General features: G+C 43.4%; 22 protein-coding genes and 1 other annotated feature. Of the genes, 8 read left to right on the top strand and 14 right to left on the bottom strand.

The features are described from left to right. Nucleotides 1–41: 41 nt before the first annotated feature. Nucleotides 42–1,370 carry a CCA tRNA nucleotidyltransferase gene (locus tag PG766_RS09345; RefSeq protein ID WP_117557540.1) on the bottom strand — a complete coding sequence of 443 codons (1,329 nt, stop codon included), beginning with the start codon at nucleotides 1,368–1,370 and terminating at the stop codon, nucleotides 42–44. Nucleotides 1,371–1,382: 12 nt separating this feature from the next. Next, the gene (gene proS / locus PG766_RS09350; RefSeq protein ID WP_008370004.1) at nucleotides 1,383–2,828 is read right to left on the bottom strand and encodes a proline--tRNA ligase; all 1,446 of its coding nucleotides are present in this window, start codon (nucleotides 2,826–2,828) and stop codon (nucleotides 1,383–1,385) included. Between the two features lie 155 nt (nucleotides 2,829–2,983). After that, nucleotides 2,984–3,185, bottom strand: a binding site (T-box leader). Nucleotides 3,186–3,303: 118 nt separating this feature from the next. Here proS and PG766_RS09355 point away from each other — a divergent pair. Next, entirely contained in the window at nucleotides 3,304–3,996 is a 693-nt protein-coding gene (locus PG766_RS09355; protein WP_207733896.1) for an RluA family pseudouridine synthase, read from the top strand. 17 nt (nucleotides 3,997–4,013) lie between these two features. Next, a complete protein-coding gene (locus PG766_RS09360; RefSeq protein ID WP_022220217.1) occupies nucleotides 4,014–4,349 on the top strand; it encodes a hypothetical protein in 336 nt (111 codons plus the stop codon). Here PG766_RS09360 and PG766_RS09365 read toward each other — a convergent pair. Beyond that, nucleotides 4,309–4,980, bottom strand: coding sequence for an HAD family hydrolase (locus tag PG766_RS09365; RefSeq protein WP_117557544.1), 672 nt, complete (start codon nucleotides 4,978–4,980; stop codon nucleotides 4,309–4,311). The genes PG766_RS09360 and PG766_RS09365 overlap by 41 nt on opposite strands. Then, entirely contained in the window at nucleotides 4,980–5,141 is a 162-nt protein-coding gene (locus tag PG766_RS09370; RefSeq protein WP_008369991.1) for a hypothetical protein, read from the bottom strand. Before PG766_RS09370 ends, PG766_RS09365 begins: the two co-directional genes overlap by 1 nt. A 224-nt stretch (nucleotides 5,142–5,365) precedes the next feature. On the opposite strand from PG766_RS09370, the gene PG766_RS09375 reads away from it, so the two are divergent. Beyond that, a complete protein-coding gene (locus PG766_RS09375) occupies nucleotides 5,366–5,926 on the top strand; it encodes a hypothetical protein (RefSeq protein WP_022220216.1) in 561 nt (186 codons plus the stop codon). A gap of 192 nt (nucleotides 5,927–6,118) precedes the next feature. On the opposite strand, the gene PG766_RS09380 is transcribed toward PG766_RS09375, so the two are convergent. The 5 genes from PG766_RS09380 to PG766_RS09400 form a co-directional block, all read right to left on the bottom strand. Continuing rightward, nucleotides 6,119–6,979 carry a deoxyribonuclease IV gene (locus PG766_RS09380; RefSeq protein WP_117557546.1) on the bottom strand — a complete coding sequence of 287 codons (861 nt, stop codon included), beginning with the start codon at nucleotides 6,977–6,979 and terminating at the stop codon, nucleotides 6,119–6,121. Beyond that, entirely contained in the window at nucleotides 6,949–8,739 is a 1,791-nt protein-coding gene (locus PG766_RS09385) for an aminopeptidase P family N-terminal domain-containing protein (protein ID WP_117557547.1), read from the bottom strand. The genes PG766_RS09380 and PG766_RS09385 overlap by 31 nt, the downstream gene beginning before the upstream one ends. A gap of 168 nt (nucleotides 8,740–8,907) precedes the next feature. Then, nucleotides 8,908–9,045 carry a hypothetical protein gene (locus PG766_RS09390; RefSeq protein WP_243002807.1) on the bottom strand — a complete coding sequence of 46 codons (138 nt, stop codon included), beginning with the start codon at nucleotides 9,043–9,045 and terminating at the stop codon, nucleotides 8,908–8,910. Nucleotides 9,046–9,096: 51 nt separating this feature from the next. Then, a complete protein-coding gene (locus tag PG766_RS09395; RefSeq protein WP_117557549.1) occupies nucleotides 9,097–9,474 on the bottom strand; it encodes a DUF3783 domain-containing protein in 378 nt (125 codons plus the stop codon). A gap of 12 nt (nucleotides 9,475–9,486) precedes the next feature. Beyond that, complete coding sequence (locus tag PG766_RS09400) at nucleotides 9,487–10,371, bottom strand: YitT family protein (RefSeq protein WP_082424298.1); 885 nt, start codon at nucleotides 10,369–10,371, stop codon at nucleotides 9,487–9,489. A 217-nt stretch (nucleotides 10,372–10,588) separates the two neighbouring features. Between PG766_RS09400 and PG766_RS09405 the strand changes: the two genes are divergently transcribed. Continuing rightward, nucleotides 10,589–12,037 (top strand): 4Fe-4S dicluster domain-containing protein, encoded by a 1,449-nt coding sequence (locus tag PG766_RS09405; RefSeq protein WP_117557551.1) that lies wholly within the window; start codon nucleotides 10,589–10,591, stop codon nucleotides 12,035–12,037. An 87-nt stretch (nucleotides 12,038–12,124) separates the two neighbouring features. On the opposite strand, the gene fliB is transcribed toward PG766_RS09405, so the two are convergent. The 3 genes from fliB to PG766_RS09420 are packed head-to-tail and all read right to left on the bottom strand — an operon-like array spanning nucleotide 12,125 to nucleotide 14,618. After that, nucleotides 12,125–13,261 (bottom strand): flagellin lysine-N-methylase, encoded by a 1,137-nt coding sequence (gene fliB / locus PG766_RS09410; RefSeq protein ID WP_117557553.1) that lies wholly within the window; start codon nucleotides 13,259–13,261, stop codon nucleotides 12,125–12,127. Further along, nucleotides 13,262–13,903 carry an endonuclease III domain-containing protein gene (locus tag PG766_RS09415; protein WP_117557555.1) on the bottom strand — a complete coding sequence of 214 codons (642 nt, stop codon included), beginning with the start codon at nucleotides 13,901–13,903 and terminating at the stop codon, nucleotides 13,262–13,264. It lies immediately after the preceding gene. Nucleotides 13,904–13,916: 13 nt separating this feature from the next. After that, nucleotides 13,917–14,618, bottom strand: coding sequence for a helix-turn-helix domain-containing protein (locus PG766_RS09420; protein WP_117557557.1), 702 nt, complete (start codon nucleotides 14,616–14,618; stop codon nucleotides 13,917–13,919). 250 nt (nucleotides 14,619–14,868) lie between these two features. On the opposite strand from PG766_RS09420, the gene pepT reads away from it, so the two are divergent. From pepT to PG766_RS09440, 4 genes are all read left to right on the top strand, one after another. Beyond that, on the top strand, nucleotides 14,869–16,089 hold the full coding sequence (gene pepT, locus PG766_RS09425; protein WP_117557559.1) for a peptidase T: 1,221 nt from the start codon (nucleotides 14,869–14,871) through the stop codon (nucleotides 16,087–16,089). An 18-nt stretch (nucleotides 16,090–16,107) separates the two neighbouring features. Beyond that, on the top strand, nucleotides 16,108–17,607 hold the full coding sequence (locus tag PG766_RS09430; RefSeq protein ID WP_270590752.1) for a YfcC family protein: 1,500 nt from the start codon (nucleotides 16,108–16,110) through the stop codon (nucleotides 17,605–17,607). A 30-nt stretch (nucleotides 17,608–17,637) separates the two neighbouring features. Next, entirely contained in the window at nucleotides 17,638–19,014 is a 1,377-nt protein-coding gene (gene pepV, locus PG766_RS09435) for a dipeptidase PepV (protein WP_118198898.1), read from the top strand. Between the two features lie 170 nt (nucleotides 19,015–19,184). Continuing rightward, nucleotides 19,185–20,669, top strand: a complete 1,485-nt coding sequence (locus tag PG766_RS09440; protein ID WP_117835100.1) for a sensor domain-containing diguanylate cyclase — start codon at nucleotides 19,185–19,187, stop codon at nucleotides 20,667–20,669. Nucleotides 20,670–20,808: 139 nt separating this feature from the next. Here the strand turns inward: PG766_RS09440 and PG766_RS09445 are convergent, their stop codons facing one another. Beyond that, nucleotides 20,809–21,942, bottom strand: coding sequence for an ATP-binding protein (locus tag PG766_RS09445; RefSeq protein ID WP_172680486.1), 1,134 nt, complete (start codon nucleotides 21,940–21,942; stop codon nucleotides 20,809–20,811). Nucleotides 21,943–22,123: 181 nt separating this feature from the next. Continuing rightward, complete coding sequence (locus PG766_RS09450; protein ID WP_243014413.1) at nucleotides 22,124–22,318, bottom strand: hypothetical protein; 195 nt, start codon at nucleotides 22,316–22,318, stop codon at nucleotides 22,124–22,126. Nucleotides 22,319–22,393: the final 75 nt, after the last annotated feature.

Consider the following 22,393-nt stretch of genomic DNA (forward strand, 5'->3'; position numbering starts at 1 on the left):
AATGTATGCAGGGGGAGACTTAAGTCATGCATGATTTTTGATTATTCCAATTCTTTTATTCTGGCAAGTAAATATTCCCGTGTATTTTTCTCCGGTTCCTCGATCACTTCCTGTAAAAGTGTCTGGAGTGTCTGACCAATTTTCGGTCCTTTTTCAATACCTGCCGCGATCAGATCCTGACCGTTTACTTTTAGTTCTTTTAAAGAAACACATTGCTTTTTCTCCAGAATCTCCTGGTAGCACTTCTCGATACCAGCCAGATTTTCCAGCTTCTTATCACGCTGATAATCACTCTGTGCCAACGTATCAGCCATCCGTACCTTCATATAATACGGGAACAGTTCCGCACTGATCCGGTTCATTGCGCGGCGTACATGCTTCATCGTTGCAGGCATCCGGTCATCATGATACAGCACCAGCTTTGACACCTTACGCAGCGTATCATTATCGAATTTCAAGCGATGCATGATCGACTTTGTGAGTTCTTCGCTGACGTATGCATGCCCTTTAAAATGTGCCGTCCCATCCGGATCGACCGTCTTTCGTGCCGGTTTCCCCGTATCGTGAAACAGCATTGTAAGACGCAGCACTTTATCTGCCGGAATATTCATCAGCGCATGGATCGTATGCTCACCTACATTATAACAGTGATGCAAAGTTTCCTGTGTTGTTTCCATCATTGCATCGAATTCCGGGAGGATCACCTTTGTGATCCCAAGCTCATATGCATCCAGGATCTTTTCCGGATGATCGGAGACCAGAAGCTTTACAAGCTCTGTCTGAATACGTTCTGCACTGATATAGGAAAGATTTGGTGCAAGTTTTCGGATTGCCTGTCTGGTCTCTTTCTCAATCTCAAATCCAAGCTGCGCCGAAAAACGGATCGCCCTCAAAATCCGCAGGGCATCCTCCGAAAAACGTGCCTCAGCATTTCCCACACAACGGATCACACCTTTTTTCAGATCCTCCATCCCATGAAACAGATCCACCAGTCCATCCTGTTCATTGTACGCCATCGCATTGATCGTAAAATCTCTGCGCAGCAGATCCTCTGACAGACTTCTGGTAAACTGCACTTTACTCGGATGCCGGTTGTCTTCGTATTTCCCGTCAATCCGGTATGTCGTCACTTCAAATCCTTCTCCATTTAAAAGCACCGTAATCGTTCCATGCTCGATTCCGGTGTCAAAAGTTCTGGCAAATAATGACTTCGTCTCTTCCGGCGCTGCCGATGTTGTGATATCCCAGTCACCCGGCACACGTCCGAGAAAAGAATCCCGGACGCAGCCGCCGACTGCATATGCCTCAAAGCCATGTTTTTGTAATGTAGTTATAATTCGATTCACCTTTTCAGGTAACTGAATTTTCATATACATTCGCTCCTAGTATGCTTTTCCAAAATAAACAACATGTTTAGCCTGTTTGCCACAGAAAATACAGGTATCTCCGTCTTTTACCTGATCCTCTTTGCAGATACAGCGGGTGGTTGCTCCACCTGTTGCTGCCTTGATCTCATCTTCACATTCTGCGCTTCCACACCATTTTGCTTTGATAAATCCACGTTTGGTGTTGAATTTTTCATTCATTTCATCCATGGTTTCAGCAAAATCAATGTGGCTGTCAAGGAATGCTTTTGCACGGTCATACATATCCTTCTGGATTGTTTCAAGGATCTCGCCAAGTTTTGTCTCGATCTCATCTAAAGAAACAACGATCTTTTCTCTTGTATCACGACGTACAACAACAACCTGGTTCTGTTCGATATCCTTTGGTCCGATCTCGATACGTGTCGGGATACCAAGCATTTCCTGCTCACTGAATTTCCATCCAGGGCTCTTCTCAGAATCGTCAATCTTCACGCTGTAGCCAGCTTTTTTCAGTCTCTCTGTCAGTTCATTTGCTTTTTCAAGAACGCCTTCTTTGTGCTGTGCGATCGGAATGACTCTTGTTTGAACCGGTGCGATTCTCGGTGGAAGAACAAGTCCGCTGTCATCACCATGAACCATGATCAGGGCTCCGATGATACGTGTAGACAGTCCCCATGAAGTCTCATATACGCTGTGAAGTTCATTGTTCTTATCCAGATATTTGATGTCAAATGCATCCGGGAACGCATTTCCGAAGAAATGGCTGGTTGCAGACTGAAGTGCTTTTCCGTCATGCATCAGAGCTTCTACGGTGTAAGTGTCCTGTGCACCTGCGAACTTCTCGCTCTCTGTCTTCGGACCTGATACGAACGGGATTGCAAGGGAATCACGGATCAGTTCCTGATATACACGAAGCATGGTCAGTGTTCTCTGTTCTGCTTCTTCATAAGTTGCATGAATGGTGTGTCCTTCCTGCCATAAGAATTCTCTGGAACGAAGGAACGGTCTGGTTGTCTTCTCCCAGCGAAGTACCGAACACCACTGATTCCATACTTTCGGAAGGTCACGGTAAGACTGTACGGTTCTTGCCCACAGGTCGCAGAACAGAGTCTCCGATGTCGGACGGATGCACATTGGCTCCTGAAGAGTCTCAAGACCACCTTTTGTTACCCATGCAACTTCCGGTGCAAATCCTTCGATATGATCGCTTTCCTTCTGAAGAAGGTTCTCCGGGATCAGCATTGGCAGGTATACGTTTTCAACACCTGTCTCTTTAAATCTCTTGTCAAGGTCTGCCTGGATCTTCTCCCAGATTGCATATCCATTTGGAAGATAATTAAGACATCCTTTTACACTTGAATAATCACAAAGCTTTGCTTCTCTTACAACGTCGGTATACCACTGTGCGAAATCTTCATCACGAGAGGTAATCGCCTGTACAAATTTCTTTTCCTTAGCCATTGATAAAGTTCTCCTTCTCTTCATTTTTGATTTTATAAATAAGGTTATCATAAAACCAGAAGATGCTGCTCTCTGCAGCCTCTGCCGGATGCAGGGGATTCAGATCAGACATGCTTTGCCCGTAAAATAAAAAACACCAAATCTTCATGCCCCTGACAAGGGACCGAAAATTCGGCGGTACCACCCTAATTAATCGTATTACGATTCACTTCATTACCCGTTAACGCCAGGCATACGCCACACTTTTCATGCGGAACTCCAAGGTCGGTTCTATAATTTCCATGCAGCTTCCTCCCACCAGCCAGAAGCCTCTCTGTGCCACTTTCATCATATACTAGTCCTCTTCATCGTCAAATCTCTTCGATTTACTATAGAGTTTAATTGAGATTTTCGGATTTGTCAACCCAATTGACAAGCCCTTTCCGTTATGTTTTAATCAAAGAAACAAAATTTTCGCATATGGGGAGGAATTATTTTGCAAACACCTGAAATTCTATATGAAGACGACCAGATTCTGGTCTGCCACAAACCTGCCGGTGTTCCCGTGCAGACAAAAAAGATCGGTACACAGGACATGGAGAGCATTCTGAAAAATTATCTGTTCATCCATTCTTCACATCATGCCGGACATAAGCCACCTTATCTTGCCGTGATCCACAGACTGGATCAACCGGTTTCCGGCATCCTGGTTTTTGCCCGCACACCTGCGGCTGCGAAAAATCTGAACCAGCAGTTACAGAACGATCAATTTGAAAAATACTACCAGGCTGTAGTATGTGGAGCCCTTCCGGACTCCGGCACTCTGACCGATTATCTGGTAAAGGACGGCCGCACCAACACCTCCCGCATCTGCAGTAAAAATACACCCGGTGCCAAAAAAGCTGTCCTTTCGTATGAAATACTGGAAACTTCCGAAGTGACTGGCTTATCCGTTGTTCAGATCCATCTCGGAACCGGACGCCATCACCAGATCCGTGTCCAGATGGCAGGTGTAGGCGCACCACTCTGGGGTGACAACAAATATAACCCGGAATTTGTAAATAAAAGAGGATATTTCCCAATTGCACTGCGGGCTTTCCGGCTTTCTTTCTGCCATCCGACCACCGGAAAACGTATGGAATTTGAAGTCCCATGTAACTGGGAACAGTTGGAAACAAAAGCAGATTAGAATGGAGAATACAAAAAATGAACTTATTAGAAGAATTCAAAAAAAATCCCGGATTCGTCTACCGAATCGGGACTGATTACTATTATATAGGAAAATGGATCTGCAAGCCATGCACAGACGAAGCCGTTACAGACTGCCATGCCATGTATGAAATGTGCATCCAGGCAAAAGAACAAGCAAACGCAGCCCTTTATTTTCAGAAGCTGCGTGCCTACAGTGAATTTGCCCTGGACATTCCATACAATCCGGCAAAGATCCTTCAATACCAGACCGCTCTTGTCGAAGCACTTTCCGATGCTGATATCCAGTCTCTTACCGACCAGCTTCGGCATTTTCACGATCAAGCATCTTAATCACATCCAGAAGTGTAGGATACACATACCGGCATAATCCTCTCACTTCTTCATCCGGCTGTGCAAGATCCGGGATCATCACCGGGATCATACCCGCAGCCGAAGCCGAGCGGATTCCTGCCGGTGCATCTTCAAGCGCAATACTATGTACCGGCTCGATGCCGATCGCCTCGCACGCTTTGAGGTAAATTTCCGGATCCGGCTTTGCATGTTTCACCGAATCGCCAAAAACCCCGCCATCAAAATATTTCCACAAACCGACTTTCTCAAGAGATGCCTTTGCGTGGATCTCTCTGGAGGACGTCGCAAGTCCGACCTTGTATCCGTGTTCCTTCGCATAGATAAGAAGTTCCCTTGCTCCCTCTTTTACGCCGATCCCTTCTTTGTCACAAATGCCGTAATACTTCTCCCGTGTCAGCTCATTAAACTTATCCATCGGAAAATCTTCGCCATATACACTTTTAAAATATGCTTCTCTGCGGACTACATTGAATCCCAGCGTATGATAAATATGCTCCCCGATCCGTCCGTATCCGAGCTTCTCTCCTGCATAATTCCAGGATCTCTGCACAACACGTTCCGAATCAAGGAGCAGTCCGTCCATATCAAATACCAGTGCTTCTACCTTCATCAGAATTCAATTCCCTTTCCGAGGGCATCTTTTAAATACGTGGTTACGTCTTCCAGTTTTTCCAGAATTTCTTCACGTTCTTCCCACTCTTCGCCGGTCATATCTTTGCTGACCAGTGCCTGCTTGACATCTTTTAATTTTTTGATCAAATCTTCTGTCATAGTAAATCCCCCTTTTCTTATCAATTACTGTTTTTCTATAAATTTATTTTACCGATATTGTCAGCAAATTTCAACAGTTCATCCGAAAATGTAAACAAATCTTAACATTCACCGCTATAAAAAACTCTTAGCTAACTTCCATTTTTCTACTTCCATTATATAGCAAATGTGCTATAATAATTCAGTATGTAAAAAAGTGTTATAATCATAAGGGGATTAAGAAATTGGATGACAACAAATTAGAAGCAAAACTGCTGAAGATTAAAGCGCTTGCCGAACGGGGAGAAGGTGGCGAGAAAGAGGCCGCCATCAAAATGTATCATAAGCTTCTGAAGAAGTATGATATTGATGAAAAAGCATTACAAAAAGACAAGCTCAGCAAGCACTGGTTTACATATGAGACAGATATCGAGGAAAATCTTCTGGTCCAGATTTTTTACATGGTGACCGGAGATCCCGAATATTTCCGCCGGACAAGCCGTACACGCGGAACCCAGTGCGGATGCATATGTACCGATTTTGAGAAAACTGAAATTCGTTTTTATTTTGAATTTTACAAAGATGCACTCAATCAGGAACTGGAAGCCTTTTTGATGGCTTTCAAATTAAAAAATCATCTGTTTCCGGATGAAAGTGCAAGATGCTTTGTTCCTGAGGAAGAGGAAGAGATATCAGAAATGCTGTTAAAAGCGCAGAAATTTGCAGAAGATATTGATAAGTCCAACCCGGTTCGCCGGATTGCATCTGCCGATCTTTCTGCTGATCCGGATGCACTGGAATCATAGGTATATACGCCGTTCTTTTGCGATATGCATTATAGAAAAAAAGCTGTTCTTAAAACAGGAGGGTATGACTCATATTAAATCATACCCTCCTGTTTTGATTTCTCGCGCTGTATCTGTGATAAAACTTATCTTCTGTACAATCTATAGCCTGCAGATACCGCCTTAACAACTCTTTTCCATCTGTCTGACCACCTAGGCAAGATCCCGAAGCCTTGCAATTTCTTCTTTATGCCCCGCATCATCCAGTGGCGTTTCCAGATAAAACGGCAGATCTTTTAATTTCGGGTGACGCATGACATTTAAAAGCGCCTCTATCCCGATCTCTCCGCCGCCGATCACCGCATGCCGGTCTTTTCTTGAACCAAATGGCATCATACTGTCATTTAAATGAATCGCTCTCAAAAGCTCAAGTCCAAGTACTTTGTCAAACTCTTCCAGCACCCCATCCAGATTATTTACAATATCATATCCTGCTGCAAACACATGACAGGTATCCAGACAGATTCCGATCCGCTCCGGATGTGATACCCCGTCGCGGATTGCTTTCAGCTCTTCAAATCTCCAGCCAATCTCTGTCCCTTTTCCGCTCATTGTCTCAAGCAGAACCGTAATATTCTCTTTTCCGGTAATCGCCTGGTCAAGCCCCGCAATGATATTTTGAATTCCTGCTTCTGCGCCAATTCCGGTATGGCTTCCCGGATGAAACACCAGATTCTCAATCCCCAGTCTGTCCATCCGCGTCACATCTTCCCGGATCACCGTGCAGGCGAATTCATACACCTCCGGCTTCGCACTCGCCAGATTCATCGTATAAGGTGCATGCGCCAGAATCGCTCCAAAACCGGCCTCTCTCCTGATCCTCTGAAACTCCTCCGCTTCCTTCACCGTCGGATCCTTATAATTCGATCCCCGCGGATTCCTGCTGAAAATCTGCATCGTATCTGCATTCATCTTCACCACATTCTCTGCAGTCTTCACAATCCCTTTCGCAATCGACATATGTGTTCCTATTACCATATTTATTAGATCGCTCTCGTATACTTCTTCAGCCATTCTTTCTCTTCATCATTCAGATAAGGAGACACCTTCTCATATACAGTTGCATGATAAGTATTCAGACGTTCCTTGTCTTCTGCATTCATGATATCCGGATTGATCGCATCCAGGTCAAATGGCACATAAGTAATCGGTTCAAAATACAGGAATTCTCCATACTCATTCTTCTCGCCTTCACAGACAAGCAATTCATTTTCCAGACGCACACCGTGAGATCCTTCGATGTAGATTCCCGGTTCATCCGTAATGACCATACCTGGCTGGAATGCATCAGACTCACCGGCTCTGTAAGTATAACGGAAGCCTGCCGGTCCCTCGTGGATGTTCAGAAGGTATCCAACCCCATGTCCTGTTCCGTGATTGAAGTCCAGTCCTCTGTCCCAAAACGGCTTTCTTGCCAGATAATCAAAGTTCATTCCGCAGCAGCCTTTCTTGAAGATCGGACTTGCAAGGTTCAGGTTACTGATCGCAACCAGTGTAAAATGATCTTTCATGATCTGTGAAACTTCTCCAAAAGCATATGTTCTGGTGATATCAGTAGATCCTTCGTAGAATCCTGCTCCTGTATCCGTCATCAGGAAACTTCCCTCATGAAGCTCTACATCGGTCTCCGGTGAAGAAGAATAGTGTACGATCGCACTGTGCTCCCCGAATGCAGAGATCGGTCCGAAGCTTGGACGGATAAATCCACCCATCTCGGCACGGAACTCATCCAATTTGTCAGAAGCGCTCATCTCTGTGATCGTCTCTTTGCCAACATTTTCTTTCAGCCATTTCATAAATCTGACATGAGCCACGCTATCCTTGATCTCAGCGATACGGATATTTTCGACCTCTGTCGGATTCTTTACACATTTGAATAAGATCGCCGGATTTCTCTCTTCCACTTTCTTCACATTCTCCGGAATGTTCTTGTAAAGTGCAAAGTTCAGTCTTCCCGGATCTACCATCAGGACTTCTTCTGCTGCAACCTTTTTGATGTCCTCATAAATATCATTGTATGGGTGCAGAATAACCCCGTCTGCTGCAAGATGTGCTTTGATCTCATCGCTTAATTTTTTCTCATTTACAAAAAGATCCACCTTGTCCATTCTGATCACTGCATAGGTCAGAACCAACGGAAAATATTCTACGTCATTTCCACGAATGTTCAATGTCCAGCAGATGTCATCCAGTGTGGTAAGAACGTGTGCTGTCGCACCTGCTTCTTTCATTGCTGCACGTGTACGTGCAAGCTTGCTCTCCACAGTCTCTCCTGTGTATTTCTGTTCCAGTTCAAATACCGGCTCTTCTGAAAGAATCGGACGGTCTTCCCATACTTCATCGATCAGATCATATGCATATACGACCTTTCCGTTCTTCTCAGATGCGATCTTCTCGTATTCTTCTCCTTCTGTTACAGAAACAACACGTCCATCAAATCCTACATTTTCGCCTTCTGCCAGAGCTGTTTCCAAATATTCCCCAATCTTCGGAACGCCCGGCTGTCCCATCTTCATCAGTTCTACTGTTGTTCCCTCTAGCTGCTTTGCCGCTTGGATAAAGTATCTTCCGTCTGTCCACAGGCGTGCTTCTGTCTTTGAAACCACTGCTGTTCCTGCAGATCCCGTAAATCCGGTAATATACTCTCTTGCTTTAAAATGCTCCCCCACATATTCGCTCTGATGAAAATCTGCAGTCGGAATAATATAAATATCTATTCCCTTTTCCTGCATTTTTGCACGCAATTTTTCAAGTCTTTCCGGTATTGTAGACATTTTAAAAAACCTCCTTTAATTTTTCCATTCTCTGACCATTATAACCCGTAAACTTTTGAAAAGCAACCTAAGAAAAGGAGCTGACTTCGGCAAAACCAACATGCCTGTTCCAGCTCCTTTTTACTGCCTGCATTTTCTATCACAGACAGCTTTCTTCAAATGCTTTCGCTACTCAAAATAATACCCGTCAAAAGAATATTTATATACTCTGTAGATAAATTTTTCCACGTCCATCGTATAAGATGCCAGCAAGTTATGGGCTGCATCATACTCTGCAAAGACTCCTGCAAATCCACTGTCGATCACGTAATTTTCATCCAGATCCTGTGCACTGCTTACATAACCGGAATTGTGAAATTAAAGCTGATGCATCGCCGCATGCTCCTTTTCCAGTTCTTTAAAAAGTTCCGGCACAGTCCACTGACTGTTTGTGTCTGTCAGAACCGCTTTATAATCAATACGTTTCATACCCTTCTTTCGCATCATAAATAAAATCTGATCCAGATGGCTGCCTGTCACTCCGGCAAATACCATCATCTCATCTGCCAGCTCTTCACCCGCATAAATCCTGTCTGTCTCTGACGCTTCTTTCATTCCGGCAAGTACACCAACCGTCTGAAAATACTCTTCTTTTTTTATCAGTCGCACCCGAATCCTGAGTGACATACAGATCATCTGTAGCTCCTGCGCACGCTTCTTATCTTTTATATTAAATAATAATACTGTTTCTCTCATAAATTTCCTCGACTACTCCGCTTTTCTCAAACGGTTCTTTTTATGTTTATTCCACTCTCCGATTACCTCACTGACAGTTGATACCGTAACAAACGCACTCTGGTCTGTCTCATGGATAAATGCAAGAAGCTTTGCATATTCACTCTTTTCCAGAATTGTAACCACTTCTGTCTGTTCCTGATTGCCCAGTCCTCCGACTGCCGGATAAAGAGTCGCCCCTCTGTGCAGCTCATGTACAACAAACTGCTGGATCTCCGGATATTTCTTTGACAGGATACACACCCTCTTACGGATACTGAAACCATCGATAAAATTATCCAGAACAATCCCATAAAGATAAGTTCCCAGAAGGCTCACTACCAGTGTCTTTCTGTCGTAGACAAGGATAGACGTCGCAGCGGTCACAAATCCTGCGATCGTAAGACTCTTTCCAATTTCAAAATGCAAATATTTATTTAAAACTTTTGCAACAACATCAAGCCCACCAGAAGATGCATTGACATTAAACAAAATCGCCTGTCCAATGCTGATCACCAGAATATGGCACAGCATATTGATAAACATATCATCCGTGAGCGGCGGAACATCTGGTGTCACTGTTTCAAAAATACGCAGATAAACCGGGAGCATTAAAGATGTAATGACCGTCTTACCTCCGAATTCTTTTCCGACAAACACAATCCCTATGATCAGAAGTGCTACATTTAGAATCATCGTCATCGTCGAAACCTTCAGCGGAATAAAATTTGCCAGAACCATGACAAGTCCCGAAATACTTCCCACAACAAAGGAATTCGGCATCATCAGATAATACACTGATGCCGATACAATAAACATTCCTACCGTGATCGTTGCATACTCTTTCAATATGTTTTTTGCTTTGTTCTTCTCTTTCAATTTTCTTTCCTCTCTTTCATACCGGTGCCTCTTATTTCCCCAAATATGCGGCACACTATATTTCCCAACATAGCACATTCATCATAACATACTTCTCATCAAACTTCTACGCTATGTTTCTCATTAAAAACATGAAATCTTCTTTCCATTTATAGTAGTTTCAATTATAATAAAGGAAGAGTGAATTTTTTAACAATTAGAGAAGAGAGGGTTAATTATGAATGCTGATGGAAACGTAATCAAAATCAAACATGACGTACTGTTCGAAATAGCAAAGCTTGCTTTTGCAGGTGAACTTGAAGAACAGCGTGATCACCTCCCGCTGAAGCTTATTCCGGGACCGACCCCGCAGTTCCGCTGCTGTATCTACAAAGAGCGTGAGATCATCCGCCAGAGAATCCGCCTCGCAGAAGGCAAAGCTCCGGGACCGGAAGATGATGGCAATATCATCCAGGTTATTTCTTCTGCCTGCGAAGACTGTCCGATCTCCAGCTACACAGTAACAGAGAACTGTCAGAACTGTCTTGGAAAGGCATGTATCAATGCCTGTAAGTTTGGGGCAATTGAACCGGGACATTACCGTTCCCACATTGACGCATCCAAATGTAAAGAATGTGGTCAGTGTGCCAAAGCCTGTCCGTACAATGCCATTGCACATTTAAAACGTCCGTGTAAATTCAGTTGTCCGGTCGATGCGATCACCTACGACGAGCATGGCATTTCCATAATCGACAAAAACAAATGTATCCGCTGCGGTAAATGTATCCACAGCTGTCCATTCGGTGCAATTGCTTCCAAAACATTTATTGTTCCGGTAATCAATGCTTTAAGAGAAGGAAAACACATCTACGCAATGGCTGCTCCTGCCACAGAAGGTCAGTTTGGTGCTGACATTACCATGGAAAGCTGGCGCAAAGCAATGAAAGAGCTCGGATTCGTAGATTTCTACGATGTAGGACTTGGTGGAGATATGACTGCTGCTTATGAAGCTGAAGAATGGGCTGAAGCTTACAAAGAAGGGCAGAAAAAAGTAACTTCCTGCTGCCCTGCATTTGTAAATATGGTTCGCCTGCATTACCCACAGCTTGCTGACAATATCTCAACAACTGTTTCTCCGATGTGTGCAGTTTCCCGTATGATCAAAGCACAGGATCCGGAAGCGATCACTGTATTTATCGGACCTTGCCTTGCTAAGAAATCCGAAGTTGTCGATCAGCAGATCGAAGGAAATGCAGATTATGTTCTTACATACAGCGAGATCCGTGCGATCATGAAAGCAAAAGACGTTGAACTCGAGGCCTGTCCGAACGACAACCAGACCGCTTCTACCTTCGGAAAACGCTTTGCAAATTCCGGCGGTGTAACAGCAGCTGTTCTGGAAAGTCTGAAAGAATCTGACAACTGCATCGATGCGAAAGTCTGTCGTGCAAATGGTTCTCAGGAATGTAAGAAAGCCCTCCTTCTCATGAAGGTTGGACGTCTTCCGGAAGACTTCATCGAAGGCATGGCATGTGACGGCGGATGTGTCGGCGGTCCAAGTTCATTCAATGACCAGATGGCTTCCAAGAAGAACCGTGATGCCTTGATCTCTCAGGCTGACGATCGTGGAATTCTTGATAATCTGAAGAATTACGATATGGATAAGTTCTCTATGCATAGAGACTAAAATTATAAGGGAGTTTTGCTCTATCACTGAAATCAGTTATAAAGTAAAACTCCCTTATTCTAATTATACACACCACGCATCTATTTATTATCCCCTATACCACGGCAGCCTGTCCCGCAGCATCATCTTTTCCATCCGCTCCAAATTCTTATCCGAATGCTCAATCTCCCGCGAATACCGGTACACCAGCTCTACGATCTCTTCTGGTGTAAGCTCTCCTTCATTTTTTATCCACCGTGCTTTCCACAGCTCATAAATATGGAAAGTACTTATTACTGCCATCTGCACCTTCGCATAAATCCTTCCATCATAAACTGCGCCACAGAAATAAGTGAAAATGAAATACACCAGCAGCTGCTCTGCCTGGATCTGGATATTGCTCTCTTCCTTCGCCCACCGCTTAAAGTCAGACGAGATTCCTTTATACGCATCTGCTCCATGTGAATACAGAAGTTCTTCGCTCTCCATCAGAAGCATATCCCAGTCCTCACGTAGAAGTTCCAATTCATAAAGTTCCCGGAACATCTTATGCGCCATCTCCCATCTTTCCTGCACAGACGGCTTTTCTTCTTTCCAAAGTTTCCGTACAAACTTTCTGGCACTCTTTGTCTGATAACGTTCAATGACTTCCTCGCAGGAAAATAACTGTTCCCGGTTAAATCTGCCCTGCAGATCATGCGCCATTCCAAGAATCAGTCCCACTCTTATTTTTAATGAATGTTCCCGGTCCTGCAGAATTTCAAGCATTGCATCTCTCGCATCTACAAGCATAGAATACAGAAACGGATCAAATTCCTCGTATTCCTCTTCTCCTTCTTTTTCATAAGTAAGAAAACGGACCGGCTCTTTCTTCTCCATCAAAATCCTTGCCACCTCTGGACAGGATACCGACAGGGTAATCTCCCGTACATCCTCAAACTCCTCGACATGTCTCGGATACAGGCGGCAGGTTTTACACAGACTTTTCTCTCCGAGATTCGCATACATCTCACACAGATTACAGTCATTTAAAAATGCACATCGCTTTTCTTTATCCTGCCTGAAAATGCCACGGATCCAGTCCACGGATTTCAACATCGTAAACCAGAATTTTCCTTTCACATGCTTATATTTATTCAGTGATTTTTTGTCAATTACAATCTTCCACCCTGCACAACAGGTATCTTCACATTTGTCTGCGATGCAGGTGAACTCTTTATAATAATCCGGAATTGTATATTGCATTTATTTTTCTACCCCGACCTTCTTACAGATATCCGCCAGACAGCATCTGTCGCAGTGCGGCTTCGTCCTTGCCGTACAGACTTCTCTTCCGTGGTACACCAGTCTGTGACAGAAATCGCTTCCTTCCTCCGGCGGAACCAGCTTCCAGAGTTCCATCTCTACTTTCTTCGGATCCTTAATCCCGTCTACCAGTCCAATACGGTTCACCAGACGGATACAATGGGTATCCGTTACGATCGCAGGCTCACCAAATACATCTCCCATGATCAGGTTCGCGCTCTTTCTCCCAACACCTGGCAGCTTTAAGATTGCATTAAAATCCTTCGGAATCTTTCCGCCATACTCATCCCGAAGCATCTTCATACAGGCACTGATATCCCGTGCCTTACTTTTTCCAAGCCCGCAAGGACGCACAATCTCTTCGATATCATTTACATCTGCTTCTGCAAGTGCCTCTACTGTCGGATATTTTGCAAATAAACCTTCTACGACTACATTTACCCTTGCATCCGTACACTGTGCCGCAAGACGCACACTGACCAGAAGTTTCCATGCCTGATCATAATCCAGAGTACAGTCTGCATCCGGATACTCTTTTCGGAGGCGTTCGATTACTTCCAATGTCCTTTGTTTTTTCGTCATTTTCTACTCCTCTTTACTTCATATTCTGTATTGTAAGATAATTAATCTGTTTCATCTGTTTGATATCGTCTTTATTGAAGGTAAGCAGATTCATCAGCTTTTCTTTATTCACGATCTCTTTTTCTGAAATTACTGCTTTAAAGGTAATCGGAAGCATCGTATAATTCGACAGCCCCGATACCAGTGCAAGCTGCTGCCCGGGATTTACCAGATTATTAACACAGGAAATCATGATATGCTCCGACTTTAATGCCTGATTATGCAGCATATAGGTTCCGATAAAGCCTTCTTTCTCATATTCTCCTGTATAAAGTCCACTGCAATCTCCCGGTTCCCGAATCTCACTTACATCATTAAAAAGATGTACTTTATATCGATTCCCATTTCCTTCAACTACCTGCTGTTCGATCACACTTTTGATGATCACCTTCCCGATTGCATCATAGCTATACATATACAATTTTTCGATCTTCTCTGCATAACGGCATTCTTCCTCTTCTTTTGCAGTCTCATCCCCAATAATTGCCAGCGGAGATACTTTCAGGATCCGTGACAGCTCCACAAATGTCGACATATCCAATGAAATATCTCCTTTTTCGTATTTAGAAACTGTCGACACACTCTTATGTAACAGTACCGCCAGTTCTTTTAAGGTCATATTATACGCCATACGGTATTTTCTGATATTCTGACCTACTCTTTCATCTACATTCATACCAATTTTCTTTCCTTTAAATCAATTTTTTTATGACATGTGCATAAATTTTGTCGCATTTTCCCAAATTTGCATTTTGCAGCATGTTTTTTCTATTATTTCAATAATAACACGTTCATTTTTTTCCTGTCAATAAAACACACCTCTTTTGTCATTTTGGTTTAATCCGCATAAAATGAGGTTATCAAACACAATCAACTCATAAATTTGTGTAACTAAAAATCAAGGAAGAAATGAAAGGGGATTACAAATGGAAGTTGAAGAAAGATTACTAAAATACATTTCCATCAAAACACCTTGTGACGAAAACAGTGATAAGGTTCCAACTACATCATGTCAGTTTAATCTTGCGAAAATCCTTGCCGATGAATTAAAAGATCTCGGACTTACCAAAGTGATTCTGGATGACAAGTGTTTTGTCTATGGAATTCTCCCGGCTACTCCCGGTTATGAGACCAGAAAAAAACTGGGATTTATTGCACACATGGATACCGTTCAGGAATTCTGCGAAGGAGAAATTCATCCTGTCTGTACACCAGATTATAATGGTGAAGATCTCGTCCTTGGAGACAGTGGAAGAATTCTTACCACAAAGGATTTCCCACATTTAAAAGCTTTAAAGGGACGTACCTTAATTACCTCTGACGGAAATACCATCCTCGGAGTAGACGACAAAGCCGGTATTGCAGAAATCATGCAGTTGCTGGAAATCCTGCAGACAGAGCAGATTCCTCATGGTCAGATCAGTGTAGCATTTACACCGGATGAAGAATGCGGAAGCGGTGCTGCTCATTTCGATTTTGAAGCTTTTGATGCTGAAGTTGCCTATACAATGGACGGAGATGGAGAAGGCGAGATCCAATACCAGAATTTCAATGCCTGTGAAGCAAAATTTGAAATCAACGGGAAGAATGTTCATCCCGGATCTGCAAAAAATGTCATGATCAATGCGGTTCTCATAGCAGCAGATATCAACAATATGCTTCCAAGATATGAGATTCCGAGATATACCGAAGAGTACGAAGGATTTTACCATCTTCTGAGTATTCACGGCGACGAAGGATATGCCATCGCTGAATATATTATCCGCGATCATGATACAGACAGCTTTGAGGCTCGAAAAAATACACTCCGCCATATCGAAAAAACCTTAAATGAGCTCTGGGGAGCGGGAACAGTTGCTTTGACTCTGACAGACGAATATAAGAATATGGAATGTATTATTAAAGAGCATATGTATCTGATCGATTACGCAAGACAGGCTTGTGCAAACGCAAATGTCCCGGAAGATATTTCTCCGATCAGAGGCGGCACAGATGGCTGCAAGCTGTCTTTCAAAGGACTTCCTTGTCCAAACCTTGGCACCGGAGGTCATGGCTATCACGGACCATTAGAGCATGTGACCATAGAAGGCATGGAAGCTGCTGTCCGTGTGATCGTAGAACTTGTAAAAATATTTGCAAATGAATAGAAAACAGAGGTACCGATTATGAAAAAGAAAAAAATCTCTTTCCCTTCTGCGCTTACCGTATTATTTATCGTCCTTATTTTTGCCGCTATTTTAACCGCAATCGTACCGTCAGGACTTTATTCCAAATTAACCTACAACGCAGATCATGATGTATTTGAAATCACTACACCGGATGGTGACGTTACAGAAATGGCTCCCACTCAGGAAACGCTGGATGAACTTGGTGTCACCGGTAATCTGAACAAATTTTTGGATGGAAGCATCAGCAAACCAATTGCCGTTCCGGGAACTTATCAAAAAGTAGAACAACAGCCACAGGGAGTATTCAAAATCCTTCTCGCTGCCATCAAAGGTGTATATGATACCATTGATATCATCCTCTTCGTATTCATTCTGGGCGGATGTATCGGTGTCCTGAATTATATGGGCGCATTCAATGCAGCAATTGCCGCTCTTTCCAAAGTCACAAAAGGGAAAGAATATATCCTGATTATTTTGATCACCATTATTATTGCGGCAGGTGGAACAACCTTTGGTCTTGCCGAAGAAACCATTGCTCTGTATCCAATCCTTGTTCCGGTATTCCTTGCGGCCGGATACGATGTTATGGTCTGTATCGCTGCCATTTATATGGGTTCTTCCATCGGAACCATGTTCCCTACCATTAACCCGTTTTCCGTAGGAAATGCATCAAACGCAGCCGGAATCAGCCTTGCTGACGGAATGGGAATCCGTGGTATCGCACTGGTGCTCGGAATCATCATCACCTTGATCTATATTCTTCGTTACGCAAAGAAGGTAAAGGATGATCCGTCTAAATCTATCTGCTATGACCAGTATGAATACCATTTACAGAAATACGGTCATCAGGGAGAGGTTCCGGAATTTACAGGTAAAATGAAACTTTCGCTCCTTGTATTCGGTGTATCCTTTGGTGTACTCGTATGGGGACTTGTCTCACAGGGATGGTGGTTTGATAATATGACCGCTCTCTTCCTTGCCTGCGCGGTCCTGCTCGCCTTTACCTCCGGCATCGGCGAGAAGAACTTTATGGATCAGTTTATCGGTGGTGCTGCCGATCTGATGAGTGTTGCCCTGGTTGTCGGTGTTGCCCGTGGTATCAATGTCATTCTGGAAGATGGTATGATTTCTGATACGATCCTTGAATTCTTCTCAAAAGCGATCAGCGGCATGAATCCGATCCTGTTCATCATCCTTATGATGCTGGTATTTATCGTACTTGGATTCTTCATTTCCTCTTCCTCCGGTCTTGCGGTTCTGTCCATTCCGATCATGGCACCGCTCGCCGACACCGTTGGGGTATCAAGATCCGTCATCGTTTCAGCATACGCATACGGTCTTGGACTGATTTCCTTCATCACACCGACCGGACTGATCCTTGCATCCCTTGCAATGGTTGATGTTACCTATGACAAATGGCTGAAATTTATCATGCCTCTTATGGGTATGACAACCGTATTCAGTGCGATCATGCTAATCATTCAATTATATGTATAAATACCTTATCCAGACAGGAGGAAGCCAGTTATGGATTTTGAAAAACAAATAAAAGCAGATCGGGAAAGTCTGATCCAGGATATCATAAAACTGGTATCGATCAACAGTGTGGAAGCAGCACCGGAGGCAGGAATGCCTTTCGGTGCAGGTCCTGCAAAGGCTCTCGATTGTTTTCTTGAAATAGCAAATTCAATGGGACTTACAGTTGAAAATTTTGACAACTACGCAGGACATGCCGATTATGGAGAACAGGATGAAATTCTGGGAATCCTTGGGCATGTAGATGTCGTTCCCTGCAGCGGAAACTGGATCTGTGATCCTTTCAAACCGGAAATCATAGACGGAAAGCTTTACGGGCGCGGTGTTCTTGACGACAAAGGTCCTCTTCTCGCCTGCCTGCACGCAGTAAAGATTCTGAAAGCAATGGGACTTCCTCTGCAAAAGAGAATTCGCTTCATCGTTGGCGCCAATGAAGAAACCGACTGGAAATGCATGGATTATTATTTCAATCAAAAGGAAATCCCTGCTCCACAGATATCTTTTACACCGGATGCTGTATTTCCACTTATTTATGCCGAGAAGGGTGTCTTCCAATATCAACTTGTAACAGATATCACGGAAGAGCTTGTTCTATCCGGCGGAAACGCTTTTAATGCAGTTGCAGATCACGCATCTGTTCTGCTTCCCGAAGAAATGGAAGCTGTGATCCGTAAGAGTCTTCTCTCCTGGGAGACACAGACGAATTGCCATTTCCGACTGGACAGAATGGACTCGTCTCTTCGCCTGACTGCAGAAGGTGTTGCCGCACATGCCGCCCATCCTTCTACCGGAATCAATGCGATCAGCGGACTTATGAAAGCTGTTTCTGAATTACCACTTCAAAATGAGCTTTCCAGAATCGCTGCCTTCTATATGAAGTACATCGGTTTTGATCTGACCGGCAAAGGACTGGGAATTGATCTTTCCGATGAAATTTCCGGTAAATTAAGTTTTAATGTAGGAAAGGTCGAAGTACAGGATTATAAAGTCATCTTTTCTATTGACAATCGTGTTCCTGTCACTTACCGCTGCATGCAGGTACAGGAGCTTATCCAGAAGCATTTAAGCGGCTCCGGATTCCGTTTTGAAAATCCAAATGCCACAGAATCGATTCATATCCCAAAAGATTCTTTCCTTGTACAAGCATTGTTGGAATCCTACCGTACCGTTGTTGGCGATTCATCTGCTATGCCTCTGGTTGACGGAGCCTGCTCATATGCGCGCGCACTGGATAACTGTGTTGCTTTCGGAGCACTTTTACCGGATCAGCCGGATCTGATGCACCAGACCAATGAATATCTGGAACTTGACAAGCTTGATATCTGGATGAAGATTTATCTGGACGCCATTTACAGACTCGCAAAATAGAATCGGAATGAATAATGTAATGTATTTGTTAATATCTTACATTATTCATTCCTTTTTTTATTTAAGTTTTATACATTTTGTACATTTCTCAAATGACATTTCGTTAAATCCATGCTATAATTAAAAAAATGATAATTCATCTGTTAACGTACAAAATAAGGGGGGCTTACATGAAAAAAATATCACGTCATGAACTGATGCAATATGGAACGGCTGTCATTTCGTTCCTGATTGTAATGACGTTCACACTTCTGATTTTTTTCTGGTTTGTACAACAGAGCGTTGATAAAAGTGTACAGAACGTTATCCAAAAAAACACACTGCAGCAAAAGGATCACCTGGAACTGGTTTTGGAAAAAGAATATGAATTCCTGGAGAGTCCTGCTGCATACTTCGGAACAACTTCCGATCTGTTCAGTAGCGATAATCTTCAGCTTCTTGCTGAACTGGCTTCTTCCAGCTCCTTTCACCGGCTTATGCTTTTTTCTACAGACGGTATCGGACACTCCAGCGATGGAAAGAATACCGATGCAAGTTCACGGGACTATTTTCAAAAGACATTGGAAGGCAGACGCGTCCTTAGTTCTCCTCTGTCAAGTAGCGTAGACAACGAAACCCTCGTTGTCCTCACAGTTCCTGTTTATGACAAAGATCAGAATATTATCGGTGTTTTTGGAGGTTCCATCGATGTCGCGAAACTGACTACCATGCTCTTTGAGGATCTGTATTCCGGTTCCGGCTACTCATTTATCACAGACTCGGACGGCAACATTATTTCCATTGAATCTACTCACAACGAAATCCGGGAGAACTTTTTTACTTCTTCCTCTGACTGGGTATTTCAGACCTCGGAAGATGGCGCTACCCTTCAGGAAGATTTTAAGCAAGGACACGCAAACTGCCGCAAGATTACAGCAGATTTATCACATGCACGCTATATTTCCTACCAGCCACTAAAGTACAACGACTGGATGCTCTGCTATATCGTTCCTGCTGTCGAAGCCCGTCAGCACTTTGCTTTTATCAACAACTTTGAAATCATTCTGTTCGCCTTTTTTATCTGCATTGTGCTGCTTCTGATCTTCGCACTCTGGAAGATCAACCAGAAGAATCAGACTTCGCTTCTTCGCCAGGCGCATACAGATGCTCTGACCGGACTTCTGAACAAAGTTTATGCAGAACACACGATTTCCGAATGGCTGCGCGAAAAAGATTTTGAAGATTTACAGGCTTTAATGATGATCGACATGGATTATTTCAAGCAGATCAATGATACTTATGGACATGCAACCGGTGACCAGGTACTGAAAATATTTGCCGGATTTCTGAAAGAACAGTTTCGGACAACCGATATCATCGGTCGTGTCGGTGGTGACGAATTTATGATCCTGATGAAAAATGTACGTCTGGATTACAGTATCCATCTGCATTTGCAAAAGCTCTATACAAATCTTCAAAATGTAGATATCCCGGAACTAAATGGCCGGAAACTTTCCTGCAGTATCGGCTGTGCTGTTGCTCCAACGGATGCTGAATCTTTCAGCCAGTTATACCGCCTTGCTGATCATGCTCTGTACACAGCTAAGCACAACGGACGTGGACGTTTTGTTATTTACCACGATATCAAGAACCAGCAGGAAACCGTTTTATCCTGATCAACGTCAGAAATTCTGGTACAGGTCAATATTCCTGTCATTTAATCTCAAAATTCCCGCCGGGCAGATCCTGTACCTGTCCGGCGGGAATTTCATTCTTCTTTATATCTCAGATATGCCCCGGCACATCCAGTCATTTTTAATCATCGTAAGTATCCAGGAAATTGTGTCTTACACCTTTTGCCTTGTAACCGACAACCGTATCCAGATTGACATTTTCCACACTCTTGAAAATATTGCCCTCCACAAACGGGTTCGTCTTCTTAAGCTCTGCAATCAGTTTTTTGATTTCCATACGCTTTGACTGATTTTCTTCATTGTTGCAGGTTGTACAGGTATCGGTAAACTTACATGCACACTGGATAAAATGCAGATCATTGTAATCTCTCCATGCCTTGATGTCATCCTCACGGATCAGATACATCGGGCGGATCAGTTCCATCCCTTCAAAATTTGTACTGTGAAGCTTCGGCATCATAGTCTGCACCTGTGCACTGTAGAGCATTCCCATCAGGATCGTCTCGATCACATCATCATAATGATGTCCCAGTGCGATTTTGTTGCAGCCCATCTGCTGTGCAAAATTATAAAGATATCCACGTCTCATCCTTGCACAGATATAACACGGTGATTTTTCGATCTCAAATACCGATTCAAAAATATTGGATTCAAAGATCTGGATCGGAATCTTCATCTTCCTTGCATTTTCTTCAATGACCTTCCGGTTCTCCGGACTGTATCCCGGATCCATCACCAGGAACTTTACTTCAAAGTTAAATTTGTTGTGACGCTTTAATTCCTGGAAAAGCTTTGCCATCAGCATTGAATCTTTTCCACCGGAAATGCATACTGCGATCCGGTCACCTTCTTTGACCAGTTCATATTCTCTGACAGCTTTTGTAAATTTGGACCAGATCTTCTTTTTGAACTTCTTGCGGATACTAAGCTCCACATGTTCACAGACATCATCTGCTTCCTTTTTCTTCATATCTGCCATCAGCCATCCAACATAACCGCCCTTCAGGCTGTATGCTTCATATCCCTGCTCCTGCAGTTCTTCTGCGATATCCCTGCTGATCTGTCCTCTGCTGCAGCAGATAATGATCTTCTTTTCCTTATCTTCCGGCGGATTCTCCATCAGTGCATCTGCTGAGCTTGCCACTGAATTCGGCAGGATTCCATGGGCGCGCTCAATCTCGCCACGGATATCAAAAAGCTCGTAGGACTCTGCAGGAAGCGTTTCCATTTCCTCGATCGTAATATCTATACTCATTGATTTTCTCCTTGTAAAAAGAATGTATCCTGACACATAATCCTCTTTATTGAACAGAAAGTTCCATCTGGATTGTTGTCAAATAAAAAATACGCGTGTATCGGTACATATCATAGCATAATCTGTGCATCTGGTCAAAGGGAGATCCATCCGAAAATACTGGATTTCCGCTTATTTCCGCTTATCGCACAGCATTTTCAACACTCCTGACTGCCGCAATTCCTTTCGGAAATGCAAGACTGACAAACAGTGAATAGTACCAGCCAAATCCGGCATTTTCCATCATAATCTCATATGCCATGCTTACGAAAATGTAGCTGCACATGATCGGAATGGATTTCAGAAAAGCATTTTTTCTGATCTGTGCCTTTGTCATAGTGTTTTCTCCTTAAAATTTTCTGTGCACATCGAAAAAGGGGCTGTCGCTTTAACGAATGAATTTTCGTGAAGC

Source organism: Coprococcus sp. LG101-27 (assembly GCF_027695515.1).
GTDB lineage: Bacteria > Bacillota > Clostridia > Lachnospirales > Lachnospiraceae > Allocoprococcus > Allocoprococcus comes.